At 65.5% G+C, this 14846-nt stretch carries 12 protein-coding genes; 10 read left to right on the forward strand and 2 right to left on the reverse strand.

The features are described from left to right. Nucleotides 1-279: 279 nt before the first annotated feature. The 10 genes from IPL75_18285 to IPL75_18330 all read left to right on the forward strand — a co-directional run bounded on the left by IPL75_18285 (nt 280) and on the right by IPL75_18330 (nt 12174). Nucleotides 280-990 carry a hypothetical protein gene (locus IPL75_18285; GenBank protein MBK9242147.1) on the forward strand — a complete coding sequence of 237 codons (711 nt, stop codon included), beginning with the start codon at nt 280-282 and terminating at the stop codon, nt 988-990. Between the two features lie 357 nt (nt 991-1347). Then, complete coding sequence (locus IPL75_18290; GenBank protein MBK9242148.1) at nt 1348-2043, forward strand: methyltransferase domain-containing protein; 696 nt, start codon at nt 1348-1350, stop codon at nt 2041-2043. Continuing rightward, nucleotides 2040-3308 carry a glycosyltransferase family 39 protein gene (locus IPL75_18295; GenBank protein ID MBK9242149.1) on the forward strand — a complete coding sequence of 423 codons (1269 nt, stop codon included), beginning with the start codon at nt 2040-2042 and terminating at the stop codon, nt 3306-3308. Before IPL75_18290 ends, IPL75_18295 begins: the two co-directional genes overlap by 4 nt. Continuing rightward, nucleotides 3305-4738: a glycosyltransferase family 39 protein gene (locus IPL75_18300; protein ID MBK9242150.1), complete on the forward strand. Its 1434-nt coding sequence runs from the start codon at nt 3305-3307 to the stop codon at nt 4736-4738. The genes IPL75_18295 and IPL75_18300 overlap by 4 nt, the downstream gene beginning before the upstream one ends. 4 nt (nt 4739-4742) lie before the next feature. After that, a complete protein-coding gene (locus IPL75_18305; GenBank protein MBK9242151.1) occupies nt 4743-6218 on the forward strand; it encodes a lipopolysaccharide biosynthesis protein in 1476 nt (491 codons plus the stop codon). After that, nucleotides 6208-7926, forward strand: a complete 1719-nt coding sequence (locus IPL75_18310) for a glycosyltransferase family 39 protein (protein ID MBK9242152.1) — start codon at nt 6208-6210, stop codon at nt 7924-7926. Before IPL75_18305 ends, IPL75_18310 begins: the two co-directional genes overlap by 11 nt. Nucleotides 7927-7930: 4 nt before the next feature. Then, a complete protein-coding gene (locus IPL75_18315) occupies nt 7931-9160 on the forward strand; it encodes a radical SAM protein (protein ID MBK9242153.1) in 1230 nt (409 codons plus the stop codon). After that, nucleotides 9157-10611 (forward strand): radical SAM protein, encoded by a 1455-nt coding sequence (locus IPL75_18320; GenBank protein MBK9242154.1) that lies wholly within the window; start codon nt 9157-9159, stop codon nt 10609-10611. Before IPL75_18315 ends, IPL75_18320 begins: the two co-directional genes overlap by 4 nt. Nucleotides 10612-10618: 7 nt before the next feature. After that, a complete protein-coding gene (locus IPL75_18325; protein ID MBK9242155.1) occupies nt 10619-10936 on the forward strand; it encodes a hypothetical protein in 318 nt (105 codons plus the stop codon). Beyond that, nucleotides 10918-12174, forward strand: a complete 1257-nt coding sequence (locus IPL75_18330; protein MBK9242156.1) for a methyltransferase domain-containing protein — start codon at nt 10918-10920, stop codon at nt 12172-12174. Before IPL75_18325 ends, IPL75_18330 begins: the two co-directional genes overlap by 19 nt. A 45-nt stretch (nt 12175-12219) precedes the next feature. Here the strand turns inward: IPL75_18330 and IPL75_18335 are convergent, their stop codons facing one another. Continuing rightward, nucleotides 12220-13563, reverse strand: coding sequence for an ABC transporter ATP-binding protein (locus IPL75_18335; protein MBK9242157.1), 1344 nt, complete (start codon nt 13561-13563; stop codon nt 12220-12222). Between the two features lie 37 nt (nt 13564-13600). Then, nucleotides 13601-14836, reverse strand: a complete 1236-nt coding sequence (locus IPL75_18340) for an ABC transporter permease (GenBank protein MBK9242158.1) — start codon at nt 14834-14836, stop codon at nt 13601-13603. Nucleotides 14837-14846: the final 10 nt, after the last annotated feature.

Raw genomic sequence — 14846 nt, forward strand, 5'->3', positions numbered from 1 at the left:
GTCCGAAATGGCGAACTGCGGACAAACCAATTGCAGGGCAGAATCCTGGAATGTCTTTGCCCTCCAATGGTTGAATCTGCTGCTCCAGGGTCATTCGCCCATTGCGCGCCTTCGACATTCGAGCATTTAGCCACTCCCGCATTGCAGACAATTCGCCATTTCGGACATTTGTGACATTTCGCCATTGCGCCGACGCCCTTCGCGGCCTCCGAGGCGCCCGGCCTTCCCTGCTCCCGCGGCGTCCAAACGAGGCGTAGAATGGAAGTGAGGTCCACAGTAATGGTCAGACAGGTAATCGTCGGCGTCGCCTCGCTCTTCATCGCGGCTGCGGCCTCGCAGGCCCAGGTGGCCTCGCGCAAGTTGGAGATCTCGTTCAACGAGGGCCGCGTAACGCTCGTCGCCGAAAACGTGACTCTGCGCGAGATCCTGGCCGAATGGGCGCGTAAGGGCGGGAGCCGGATCACGAACGCGGACAAGATTACCGGCCCTGCCGTGTTCCCGATGGAGTTCCGCAACGAACCTGAGGCTGCGGTATTGCGCACGTTGCTGCGCGACCTGCCGGGCTACGGTGCGTCGATGCGTATCGCGCCTTCGCCCAACGTGTCGGTGGTGGAGGCCGTGTTCATCCAGGCCACCCGGTCGATCACGTCAGGCGGGTCGTCAGGCTCGTATGCCACGCCGCCGCCGGCCACCCGGATGAACTTCCAGGAGCCGCCGCAGCCGCAGGCCGCGCCCCGCATGATTCAGGGGTCGCCAGACGATGAGATTCCACCGGTGCGTCCACTCGTCGGTGACAGGCCGCCGGTGACACCCGACACACCGCCTGCGGGTCAGCCCACACCCAATTCGTCGAACCTGCGCGTGGGCCCAGGCGGCGTGGTGACGTCCACGATTCCCGGCGTGATCATCCCCGTGCAGCCCGGCACCACCGCGCCAGGCGCCAAACCGCCCACCACCACCGGCCGCGGCGGCGGGGGCGGCGGCCGCTAAGAATTTTCACCATGGAGCGCATGAAGCTCCATGAAGGCGCGGGGTTGGGTGCCGCCTTAGGCGGCATGCGCGACCGGAGGGAAGTCACACACGAACGCAGCGACCGTGCAAAACGACCTCTGAGGTAATTACCCTGAACAATGCAGGTAATTACCTCAGAGGTCGTTTTGGTTATCAGAGGTCGTTTTGGCTCTTGGCTGCGTTCGTGTGTGACTTCCCTCCGGCCGCGCTGGCCCAGCAAAGCTGGGCCCCCAACCCCGCGCTTTCCGACGGCACGCTGAACTTCATGGATCTTCATGGAACTTCATGGTGAAGAATCCTGAAGCTACCCGTCAGCGCGGTACAATCTCCCACGGCATGACCGGCACCCCCACGGGAGAGTACGCAGTCCGCGGCGACTACCATCGCGAGCCTTCACCCGACTGGGAGTTCTACCCCACCTACCTCGCCAAGCTCACCTACGTGCGCAGCTACCTCGCGGCGTTGCCACGCGAAACTCGGGTGCTCGACGCGGGGTGTGGCGAAGGCGTGCTGGTTGAGGAGTTCCGGAACCGCCTCGCTATCGAGGGGATCGACCCGAACTACAGCTCGGAGTGCGTCACCCGAGGGTCGCTGCTCGCGCTGCCCTACCCCGACGCCTCGTTTGACCGCGCCACCTGCCTGGACGTGCTTGAACACCTGACCTTCGAAGATCAGCCGAAGGCGCTCGCGGAGCTGTTTCGGGTACTGCGCCCCGGCGGCGAATTACTCGTCTCGGTGCCGAACCTGGCGCACCTGCAGTCACGCGTTCACTTCCTGCTCCAGGGCCGGCTGATTCATACGGCGAGCCTCGAGAAACATCCCGGCGATCGGCCGATCGGCGAATACCTCGACCTGGCGCGGCGCACGGGCTTCCGCCTCGTCGAACGGCGCGGCATCTTCCCGACGGTCCCGATTCTCACGCGCTGGATTCGCAAGTCACCCGCCCGGCTGCTGCCGTTGCACCGCGCGCTCACCCGGCTGCTGCCGATTCCGGGCTGGTGCTTCCTGAACCTGCTGCGCTTCACACGATGACCGCCAGGTTCATTACCGGCGCCGCGCTGCTCGGACTGGTGCTGCGCCTGGGATTTGGCCTGGTGTACTGGGTGGACAAGCCGCTGATGAAGGACGAGCAGGAGTACCTGCTGCTCGCCACACGCGTAGCCACCGGCCACGGCTTCACCTACCCGGCATCCACCCACTCCAGCGGATTCTTCGAGCGGCCACCGGGGTTCGTGGTGTTCCTGAGCACCATCCTGGTGGCGACACAAGACCCGCTGGTCACCACAAGTCCGCCGGCCAGTTTGGCCGACTTGCCGCCCACCTCGTCGCACATCCCGACGGCGGTCAAGGTGGCCCAGTGTGTGATGGGCACGCTCGTCATCGTGCTCGTGGCGGCACTGGCCGGCCGCGCCGGAGGTCCGCGCGCCGCGAAACTGGCCGCACTCGCGGCCGCCGTCTATCCGCCGATCGCCTGGGTGTGCGGCTACGTGCTCACCGAGCCGCTGTATTCCGCGCTCGCGCTCGCCACCGTCTGGGTGCTGCAACGGGCCGGTGACGTCACCGGCGGACGGCAACTCCGACTGGGCCTCGCCGCGGGCCTCATCGCCGGCGCGGCACTCCTCACCAAAGAGGCGATGCTCTTTTTCCTCCCGCTCGCCGCACTCTGGCTGCTGCTGCACAAACGTCGTCAACTGTGCGTGGCGTTTACGCTTGGCGTGGCCCTTCTGGTGCTGCCGTGGATCGGGCGCAACTACGTGGTCCACGGGCAGTTCATCCTCACTGCGGCCCACGGCGGCGTGACGTTGTGGACGGGCAACAACCCACTCGCACACGGCGAGGGCGACCTGGCCGCGAATCCCGACATGGGCCTGGCGCGCAAGGCGCTCGAAGACCGCCACCCTGGACTCAGCAACCAGGCGATGGACGACGTGTATTACAGCGAAGTGATGAAGTTCGTGAAGGAACAGCCGGGCAGATGGCTGCTGCTTGAAGTGAGGAAGTTCTTCTACACGTTTGTGCCGATCGGCCCGTCATACACGCTGCATTCCAACCGCTACTACATCGCGTCCCTCGTGTCGTACGGACTGCTCGCGCCATTCGCGCTCGTCGGCTTGTGGGTGCTCCTGCGCCGGCCCGGCGTGTCGCCACTGTGGGCGCTCGGCCTGCTCGCGCTGTCGTCGGTGATCGTATGCCTCGTGTTTTTCCCGCAGGAGCGATTCAGGATTCCGGTCATTGACCCGGCCGCAATCGTGGCGGCGGCCGTGGCCCTGGCGTCACGCCGCCCCTCGGCATCATGAGGACGCCGATCGTCGACGCGCCGGCGTGGCGGCGGGCGGCACTCATCGTACCGGTCGCCTTCGCCGCCGCGCTGCTCGTGCACATCTACGTGCTCCAGGGCTTCGCCAACTCGGGTGACGAATACGCGTACGTGTGGCAGGCGGAAGCGTTTGCCGAAGGGCGCGTCACCGCCGAGTCTCCGCAACCGGCGGAGGCCTTCAAGCAGAATCACCTCGGCGATGTGGGCGGGCGCCGCTTCAGCAAATACCCTCCGGGCTGGCCGTTGCTCCTGGCCGTCGGCGCACGTGCGGGATGGCCGGGTCTCGTCAATCCGTTGCTTGCCGCGCTCGCACTTGCCGGCATCTATCGACTGGCCTGTTCCTGGGTGGGCCCGCGCGCCGCGGCTTTCGGCGTGCTCGTGATCGGCCTCTCGCCGTTCTTCCTCCTCAACGCCGGGTCGTACCACAGCCACCCCGCGTGCCTCTTTGCGCTCACAGGACTCGCGCTGTCGCTCGCGTGGGCCGCAGAACGTCCGGGCGCCTGGCCGCTGCTCCTTGGGGGCGCCTGCTTCGGCCTGGCCGTCCTTGTGCGTCCGTACACGGCCCTCCTCATCGGCCTGCCGCTCATCGTCGGACTCGGTCGTCCCATCATCCGGAATGCGTGGGCCGCTGATCGCAGCGCTGTACCGCTGGGCGCGTGGTTCGCCCTCGGCGGCGTGCCGGCGCTGGCAGTGCTGCTCGGCGTCAACATGGCCGCGACGGGTTCCCCCTGGACGCTTGCGTGGAACCAGTTTGATTCCAGCGAAGCGCTGGGCTTTACCAGTTACGGCCATTCGCTCTTCCGCGGACTGAAGACGGCCGTGGTCCTGTGCGGCGAGGGCGTGGTCTACACCTCGTTCGTCGCAGTGCCGCTGCTACTCGCCTCTCGCGGCCAGGCCGTCGCGCATCGCCGGCTCCTGTGGCTGATGCTCCTCGCGCCCATTGTGGGTTACGTCTTCTGGTGGTCGCACGGCGGCAACCGCTACGGCCCGCGCTTTTACTTCGAAGCCCTGCTACCCATGACCCTGCTGGTGGGCGCCGGCCTGGGCCACCTCGCGCGCACCCGGTACGCCTGGGGCGTGCTCACCGCAACCACGATTGCCATCATCGCGTCGGGCGCGGTGCTGGGCCAGCGCGCTTACACCCAGGTCCTGGCGCGCCGCGACGTCTACCGCGTCGTCGAAGCCGCCAAGCTCGATCGCGCCATCGTGCTGCTCAAGACGGCCTCTGCCGACATGGTGCGGCTGGATCTCAACCGCAACCCGCCCACCTTCCGGGATGCGCCGGTGTTATTCGGCATGGCGACCCCGGAGCTGGACCGTGAAGTGACGGTGGCGAACCCCGGCCGGCAGGTGTTCTACTACGAGTGGCGCGAGACCGGCGGCCAGTTGTCACCGGCGCCGAGACGATAAGCACGTGAGAAAACCCCTTGGCGCGCTCACCCGCAACGTGGCGATCTACGGCGCCGGCGACGTCGCCGTCACCGTGGTCAGCATGGCCCTGCTGCCGTTGTACCTCAAGGTGCTTTCCCCGGCCGACAATGGCGCGCTGGGGCTGCTGGTCGTCACGGAGACGCTGGTCAAGATCGGATTCCGCTGGGGGCTTGACGGCGCGTTCATGCGCTTCTATCTCGATCGGGACGAGGGCCCGCCACGACAGAAACTCGCCAGCACGCTGCTGACGTTTCTGGGCGTTGCCTCCGGCGGGCTGCTCCTCCTGCTCTTACTGACGGCACCAGGGCTGGCGGGCCACCTCTTCGGTGACGCCGCGGACGAATACCTCACGGCGCTGCGACTGGTACTGGTCAACACCTTCCTGCTGACGTTCACGTTTGTGCCGTTTCACGTGATGCGGATGCGGAAGGAGGCCGTGACCTTCTCGGCCTTCACGTTCGGTCGCTCTGTCGCCACGCTTCTGCTTCGCTTTGGATTCGTGCTCTACGCCGGCTGGGGCATCACCGGCATGATGCTGGCCGACCTCATCGTGACGATCGTACTGTTGCCCCTGCTCTGGCCCTGGATCCGCGCGATGTGGCGGCCGGTCTTTTCTGCCAATGAACTGCGCCTCTGCCTTCGCTTCGGCCTGCCGCGGTTGCCGCACGGCCTGGCGCAACAGGCGCTTGATGCGGGCAACCTCTACCTGCTGGGCCGGTTCATTCCGCTCGACCGCCTCGGCGTCTACCAAATCGGCACCACAATCGGTCGCGCCATCAAACTGTTTCTCTCGGCGTTCGAAACGGGCTGGGCGCCGTTTTATTACGAGACGGCCAAACAACCCGATCCGCAGATGGTCTTCAGGAAAATCACCACCTACGGCATCGCCATGTTGTCGCTCCTCGTTGCGGGCACCACCGCCATTGCCACCGATCTTGTGAAGATCCTCACGCCCGCGGCCTACGACGATGCAGCGCTTGTGGTGCCGCTGATCGCGCTGGGCATCGCGTTTCAAGGCGTCTACCTGCTGACGTCCATCGGGCTCAACCTCACCAGCCAGACGCGGTACTACCCGCTCTCCACGTTTGCGGCGGCGGTGGTCGGCCTCGGTAGTGGCTGGATCTTGATGCCGCGTTACGGCGTGGTGGGCGCGGCCGTGGCGTTTGCGCTGTCATACGCCACACTGGGCGCCGTGGCCGGATTCTTCTCGCGCTGGCACTACCCCATGACCTACGAACGCGGCCGCATCGCGCGCGTGGTGCTTGCTGGCGTCGTGGCCGCTGCGGCAGGAGTGGCGCTGCCCGATATGCCGCCACTGGCAGGACTCTTCGCACGGGGAACGACGACGGTAGTAGTCTTTGGCGTGTTGTTGTGGTCGGGGGGATTCCTTCGCGCCAGTGAGCGCGCGCTGCTGACCTCGGTGTGGCCGCTCGCGCGACGGAAGGCCCGTGCGTCGTAGCCTGGCGCTCGCCCTCGTGGCCGTCGCTTGCGCCCTGGGACTCTGGCTGCGCCTGAGGGGACTGGGCTACGGCCTGCCGGCGGTCTACAACATGGACGAAGTGGCGATCATGAATCGCGCACTGGCGTTTGGCACCGGCAACCTCAACCCGCACAACTTCCTCTACCCGACGTTTTACTTCTACGTGCTGTTCGCGTGGCAGGGCCTCACGTTTGCGGCCGGCTGGGTGATGGGCTGGTGGGATTCGCTGGCCGCTTTCCAGCGCGAGTTCTTCGTGGATCCCTCGCGCTTGTATTGGTCGGGTCGCCTGTTGTCTGCGCTCTGTGGCGTCGCCACGATCGCGGCAGTGGCGGCGCTCGTGGCCCGGCTGTTCGACAGAAGCGCGGCGGTCATCGCGGCGCTCATGATGGCCGTCATGCCCATCGCGGTGATGGATGCGCACTACGTGAAACACGATGTGCCGGTGACGCTGCTGATCGTGCTCGTGCACGTGTGGCTGGCCCGCGTCGTGACGACCGACGGACGGGCGCGCTCCAGAGACGTCCTGGTCACAGGCGCACTGGCCGGGCTCGCGATGTCTACGCACTACTACGCGGTGTTTGTGGCACTGCCGGTGGCTGCGGCGCTGCTGAGCCAGCCCGGCGTAACGTGGGCAGACCGGTTGCGCGACGGCCTTCGAGCCGGTGCAGCCGCGACGGCGGTGTTCCTCGCCGCCTCGCCGTTCCTTCTGCCGGAGCTGCAGACCGCCTGGATCGACATCACCCAGAACCAGGCCATCGTCATGGGCCGTGTCACCGAGTCCAGCAGCCTGTGGGCCGGTCTCGGGCGCTACCTCACCTTGCTGAAGGAGCACGGGACGCAACCATCGGCGTGGGCCGTGTCGCTCACAGGGTTGGTGTTTGCCTGGCAGCAGCCGCGGCGCGGTTTGCTGGTGACGCTGTTTCCACTCGTCTTTCTGCTCTTCATCGCGAACGCAGTGCCGGCGACCCGTTATCTGAATCCCATCCTCCCCTTCCTGGCGGTGGGCACGGGCGCGGCGCTGACGACGATTGCGAAGGCGTTCCCGTCCAGGCCGTGGGGCATCCTGTTCGTCGCGATCATCGGCCTCGGCCAGGTCATCCGGGGCCTGGAGCCCAGCATCACCGTGGGCTCGTTCTTCAGCCAGACAGACACACGCACGCTGGCGCAGCGGTGGATTGAGACCGACATCCCCGCCGGCGCCTCGGTCCTGATTCAGCCCTACAGCGTGGCTCTGCGGCAGTCGCGCGAGGGTCTGATTGAGGCGCTGCGGCACACCGTGGGGTCGGAAGACCGCGCCACGATCAAGTTCCAACAGCAACTGGCCCTGTCGCCCTACCCGGCGCCGGCCTACCGGACGATTTATCTCGGTGACGGCGGCCTGGACAAGGACAAGATCTACATTTCTCCACGGGAATTCGACAGCGCCCCCACACTGGCGCCGCTCAAGGCGCTCGGGGTGCAGTACGTTGTTCTGAAGCGGTACAATGTTCCGGACGCGTCGCTGGCGTCGCTTGATCGAGCGCTGGCGAGCGGCGGACGTATCGTCGCCACGTTTTCCCCGTTCCGATCGGACGTCGATCAGGGACGGCTGGCGATGGTGCCGCCGTTCCTGCACAACACTGATGCCCGTCTGGATCCCGCACTCGAGCGGCCAGGTCCGGTCATCGAGATCTGGAAGATCGACTGACCGCATGAGCCTGAGCACACGTCTTCGCGAAGTGGTGGCCCGCCGTGCGCGCAGCGTACCGGCCCTGACCAGCCTCTGGGCCAAGTACCGCCGCCAGAAGTACCGGAACCACATCGAGCGTTTCGAGCGCGAGAAAACCGGCGACGCCGGACGCCTGCCCATCGGCGTGGTCTACGAAGCGACGATGCGGTGCAACCTGACGTGTGAGTTCTGCTACGTGGGCGACTTGCTGAACCTGGAAGGCGAATGGCGGCAGGAGATGCCGATCGATGTCCTGCAGCGCGCGTTCCCGCCGCAGGACGGCCTGCAGGTGAGCCTGACGGGCGGCGAGATCTTCATGCGCAAAGACATCCTGGATGTCATGGAGATGTTCCGCGACAAGGGATACACGTGCGGCTATCTCACGACCAACGGCACGATCATCAATGACGAACGTGCCGAGGCGCTGGCGGAGCTGGCAGCGAAGGGATTCCTGAAACACATCAGCGTGTCCATCGACGGCCCGGGCGAGGTGCATGACCTGGCGCGCGGTGTGAAGGGCACCTTTGAACGGACGTCGGCCGGACTCACCCGCCTGCAGGCCGCGGCGAAGCGCAAGGGCGCACCGCTGCGCGTCAGCATCAACACCACAGTGACGCACGAAAGTCTGGACGTGCTCGATCAGATGGTGGATGTGGCCGAGTCGCTCGGCGTGGATGCCATCGGGTTGAACCACCTGATGTTCAGCACGCCTGACGAAGTGCAACAGACCATCCGCATGCTCGGCACGGACGACCCCAAGGTCATCTCCACGTTCGTGACCGACAACCCGGGCCTGGATGCGGCGCGCGTGCAGACACAGGTGGACGCGCTCGCAGCGAAATGCCGTGCCCGCGGCGTCCGCTTCGATATGCGGCCCAAGGTGCGCACGCCGATTCTGAAGGACTACTACACGCCCGGCACGCCACTCAGCGGCCGATGCCTCTACCCATTCCTGTACGCGCGGGTATCATTCAGCGGCAAGGCCTACTTCTGCCCGTTCATCCGGCTCGAGGTGGGGGATTTGACGACGCAGTCGCTGGAAGAGGTGTGGACGGGCCCGCGATACATGGAACTGCGGAAGAAGCTGGTGGAAGAAAAACTGTTCCCGGTGTGTCGCCGGTGCTGCAAAGTGGAACTCGATGGCGCGCCGATGCTCAATGGCGTGCCGATGATGGACACGCAGGCACTGGTGGCTGAAGGGGTGGCGGAATGATCGGCGACCGCACACTTCTGGTGAATCCCCCGCTGGTGGGCGGCATCGCGTTTACGCGGCAGGGCCGCTGCCAGGAACGCGAAGAGGTGCTGGGCACCACCAAGCCGCCCTACACGCTGGCGCTCATGGCGGCGCTCCTGCGCCAGCGTGGCCAGCAGGTGCGGCTGGTGGACCTGACCGCGTCCCGCCGAAGCGTGGCGGACCTCATCAAGGACCTGGACGCGGAAGGCTTCGCGCCCACGCTGATTCTGTTTCCCAGCACCACGCCGACGTTGGTCGCCGACGCGGCCGCGATGGCCGAGCTCAAGGCCCACTACAAGGCGCCGATGTTCTGCTTCGGCCCCCATGCGTCCACGACGCCGGCCGAGTCCATGGCTCGCGCGCCGAAGGTGGATGGCATGTTCGTGGGCGAGCCCGAAGACGGCGCTCTGGAACTGGCGGCGTTGACGGACATGAACGAGATCGGGAATGTCGCCAGCCTGACGTATCGACGCGGCGCCGAAGTCATTCCGCACCGCGCGCACGGCAGCTTCAACGACTTCCTGACGGCGCCGATCCCGGCCTGGGACCTGCTCGACCTCTCGCAGTACACCCTGCCCCTGGCCAATCAGTCGTATGTGATCCTCGAGTCATCCCGCGGCTGCCCGTATACCTGCGACTTCTGCGTCGCACCCATTCACCAGGGCCACAAGTTCCGCGAGCGCAGCGCCTCGTCGATCGTCGATGAAATGGCGCATGTGGTGCGCACCCACGGCGTCAAGTTCTTCTACCTCTGGGGCGACACGGTCACGCTCAACGTGAAGTCGTTCAGCGCGATCTGCGAAGAGATCATCGCGCGCAAGCTCGACGTGCAGTGGTTCGGCAACGCGCGCGCCGACAACCTGCAGGATCCTGCGTTTGTGGATCGCCTCAAGCGGTCGGGCTGCTGGATGCTGGCGCTCGGGATCGAGACCGAAAGCGACGACACGCGCAAGGACATGATGAAGCGCCTCGAGAGCGAGAAGATCCGCAAAGCCCTCATCAACATGCGCGCCTCGGGCGTGAAGTCGTTTGGGTTCTTCATCCTCGGCTACCCCGGCGAAGATGCGGCCGCACTGGAGCGCACGATCAACTACGCGATCGACCTCGACCCCGACTTCGCGAATTTTTATCCGGCGGTCCCGTATCCAGGCACCGAGCTCTACAACAAGGCCAAACGTGAAGGCCTGCTCGTCAGTGAAGACTGGACGAAGATGGAGTACTCGTACTACCTGCTCAAGGGCAACGGCCTGGACGAGCAGACGGTGATGGCGGCCACCAACCGCGCAAAGCGCCGGTTCTTTCTGCGCCCGAAGTACATCGCCCGCCACTTCGGCGACATCGTCAAGCTCGCCCTCACCAAGCGGCACGTCGCCTGGGAAATCGGCACGCGGATGATCCTGGGGTCCAAAGTCACCGACGCCAAGACCTAGGATCACCATGAAGAACATGAAGATCCATGAAGGCGCGGCGTTGGGGGCCCGGCTCCGCCGGGGCCGCACGATCGAAGGGACGTCACGAACGAACACAGCGCTTGAAAAAAGACGTCGGGTGTCTTTTTGCTCGCCGCCGCCAAAAAGACACCCGACGTCCTTTTTTCGCCTCGCTGTGTTCGTTCGTGACGTCCCTTCGATCGTGCGTGCCGCTGAAGGCGGCACCCAACGCCGCGCTTCTGACTGCGTCACCAACCCTTCATGGACCTTCATGGACCTTCATGGTGAAGAAATCAGGGAGGCGGCGTGCGCTATTCCCTCCTGAATTTCGTCGTGTGTCCGCGGTGCCATGGTGACCTCACGTGTGTCACCGTGACCGAGATCCCCTGTGGGGTCTTTCCGCAGGGGTTCAAGCCGTTTGATCGCGTGTCACCGGGCCCAGGCGTGGGACCGGCGCCTTCCACGCCCGCCACAACTGACCTTGGCCGGGCACTGGCCAGGCTCGCGTCACCGGCCGCCCCGCCCGACCGCAATTACGAAGTCTGTGTCGAGACCGGCGTCCTGACCTGCGGAGGTTGCGGCGCGTGGTTTCCGATCATCAAGAGTGTGCCGGAGGTGCTGTCCGACCACCTGCGGAACGCTGACCGTGAACGCGAGTGGCTTGCGGGAATCAGCAGCCAGTTGCCGGCCGAGTTGGTGGCCATGTGGAACACCTTCACGCTGGTGGGCGCCGCCGATGCGGGCGCGCACCACAAACTCGCCGAAATCGCGCTGCCCGCCAAGATCACCGACCCGTTCTTCTGGGGCCCCGGCCATGCGGCACCGTTTAATCTGTGGGCCCCCGAGCACACGTGGCACCTCATCAGGAACCTCGTGGTGTCTGAACCCCTGTTGCAGCTCACCAGAGGCAGCGTGGTGCTCGATGTGGGCTCTGGGTATTCGTGGACGACCGAGTGGTTCCTGCGCGGCGGCTACGAGCCCATCGGCATGGACATCTGCCGCGAGTACCTCGAGATCGCGATTCATCGGATCGGCATCAATCGCCCGCACCTGCTGGTGGGCGATGCCGAAAACCTGCCGATTCGCCAGGCCAGCGTCGATGCCGTGCTCGGGTTCGAGGCGTTTCACCACATCCCGAATCGCCCGGCGGCCATGCGCGAATTCAGCCGCGTCCTGCTCAACGACCGGCCCGTGGTGCTGGTGGAACCGGGCGGCGCGCACGAACATGCGGCCGTGTCCATCGAGGCGATGGAAAAATACGGGACGCTCGAAAAGGGCATGGACCTGGTGGACGTGGCCGGATACGCGGCCGGCTCCGACCTCGGCGACTGCCGCCAGCACTTCATGCACCGGACGTCGCCCGGACTGCACCCGGTGGAACTGACGGCCAACAACGTCTACACGCTTCGCAAGGGCGCCCCCGCGGGCATCGCCGAAGTCCCGGCCGACCTGCCGCCCCCGCCGCCACCACCCGCGCCCGCCCTGCAGCTCTCTTTCCGGCGCGCACTCATGTCCTCCCCCGCCGGCCCCTTCCTCAAACGCATCAAACGCCTGTTGGGGTAAGCAAAACGACCTCTGAGGTAATTACCTCAGAGGTCGTTTTGACCGTTACCGCGTCTTTCGCACCACGCGATACACGGGCTCGCCCCGCGGATGGCCGGCGCGGTCCACCGGCTCCACGGTCACGTCGATCGTGACGGCCACGCGCGTGAGCACTGCCAGGTGCTCGGTCAGGTCCGACGGCACCGCCAGGAACAACTGACCATTGGGCAGCAGGTGGCCCACGGTGGCCGCCACGGCACGGCCGAAGTCTTCGGCCGACACACGATGCGCCAGCGAGTGCGCCAACGCGAACGCAAACGGGTGCGGGCACTCACTCAAGTCGAAGTGCCGGTTCACGATGAAGTGCCCAAGCTCGGGCCGCAGCCCGGCATTCGGCAGCTCGATGCGCACCCCGTCCTCAAACGCACCACGGTTCGGCTCAAAGCCCCAGTACGCCCCTGGGGCCATCGCCGGCAGCATCGCGATGGTGACGGGCAATGACCCGCACCCGAGGTCCAGCACGTGCTCGTGCGGCTGCAACCCCCGCGTCATCAGGAAATCAAGCGCCCAGGCTCCCAGCTCCGACCACGCGCCGCCCATCAGCTTTCGATGCGGGCGGTCATCCAGATCTTCCGGCTCCTCCACAACTACCTCTTCGGGAGGAGCGGCCCGCGCTTCGCTGCCTGGCAGCGCGGCATCCTCGCGGTCCTCAATCAACTCTGCATACTGCCCAAGCGCGTCGTCCACCGACCCATCAAAGACCAGCCGGCCGGCCTCAAGCAGGCACGCACGCTCGCAGATGGCCTGCACCGCGGGCGCCGAGTGCGAGACAAACAGCACGGTGCATCCGCGCTCCCGCACCTCCGCCATCGTCTCCAGGCACCGCCGCTGGAAGTCGGCGTCGCCCACCGCAAACACTTCATCGATGAGCAGCATGTCGGGCTTCAGGTGGGCCGCCACCGAGAATCCAAGGCGCATGTTCATGCCGGACGAGAAGTTCCGGATCGGCACGTCCATGAAATTCGCCAGGCCCGAGTACTCGACGATGCGCGGGTAGATGTCATCGATTTCGGCACGGAGCAGGCCGTAGATCGAGGCGTTGAGATAGACGTTTTCCTTCGCGGTCAGGTCGCCGTGAAAACCGATGCCCAGTTCGATCATCGTGCCGATGCGCGCCGACCGGGCGATCGACAACCGGCCCGACGTGGGCACGTGAATGCCCGCGATGAGTTTGAGCAGCGTGCTCTTGCCCGACCCGTTCCGGCCGACCAGTGCGAGCGCCTCGCCCTTGCGCACCTCGAACGAGGCGTCGCGAAGCGCCCAGAACTCTTCCACGCGCTCACGCCGCCGGCGACCGGCCGCCGCCAGGAACGCATCCTTGATCGAACCCGTGCGGTCATGCCGCAGCATGAAACGCTTCGACAGGTGCTCGGCCCGGATGACGACGTCAGAACTGTTCGGCAAAGTTCTCCTCACAACTGGTGAAGAGCGCGGCGCCACCCAGGAACGCCGTCGCCGTGTAGAGCAGGCACGTCATCCAGACGGCCGCATCGGGCCAGCTCTGGTAGTAGAAGAGGTCGTGATAGATCGAGATGAATGGTGCCATCGGGCTCAGCATCAACACCGACCGCAGCTCGGCCGGCCGGCCCGCCACCTCATACACAATCGGCGTCGTCCAGAAAATGACCTGGAGGGCAATTTCCAGGAAGTGACGCACGTCCCTGAACTTGGCCGTGCCGGCTGACAAAGCCATGGCCACGCCAAAGGTGAATACCGTCTGCAGCCCAACCACCACCGGGAACAGGAGCATCATCGGCGTGGGCGTCACCTGGTAGAAGATCAGCATCATCGGCAGGAACACCACGGTGGTCAGCAGGTACTGCGAGAGATTAAAGAGCACGGTGGCCAGCGGCAGGATCAGCCGAGGGAAGTACACGCCCTTCACGAAGCTTCCGCTATCGATGATCGAGCCTGTGGACATCGACGCGGACACCACGAAGTAGTTCCACGCGAGCAACCCCAGCAGCAGATACATCACAAACGCCCGCTGGGTCACGCCGATGACCACGATGAAGGCGAGGGTGTAGATGGCGGTCATGATCAGCGGATTGAGCAGCGACCAGACGAAGCCGAGCACCGATCCGCGGTACTTGAGTTTCAGGTCCTTGATCACGAGGTTGCGCAGCAGTTCGCGGTGGGCAATGACGCCGAAGAGACCGAGCGTGCGCTTGCGGGAGACGTCGCGAAGTTCCAGGCCGCCGGCGCCTTCGTCACCCTCTGCCTCCGGCCGTGTCCACGCCGACGCGTCGTGCAGGATCCACGCGCTGCGCCAGGCCAGGCCGAGCAGGAAGTAGATCCAGATGAAGCTCCCGGCCACGCCTCGGGGCAGGCCGTCCAGGCCCTGTTCGTTCCAGATCCACGCGGCGCCCAGCAACGGGCCAGCTAACGCCCCCATCGTCAGAGTGGAGATGCTGCGACCGTCGCGTCCCAGCGCCATGAGCAGGAACAAGACGATGCCGACCGCGGTGATCAGGATGACGGCATTCGGCATCCACTGGGAAAACTGACCGGCGAACTCGGCCGATGTCAGTCGGATGCGCCACGCCAGCGCCAGTGCCACTGCCGACAGCACCAGTTCGCCCGGGAGAATCGCGAGCGTGGTGACGCGGGTATTCGGTCGCACGGATCGTGAC

This window comes from Acidobacteriota bacterium (genome assembly GCA_016716905.1).
Lineage (GTDB): Bacteria > Acidobacteriota > Vicinamibacteria > Vicinamibacterales > SCN-69-37 > SYFT01.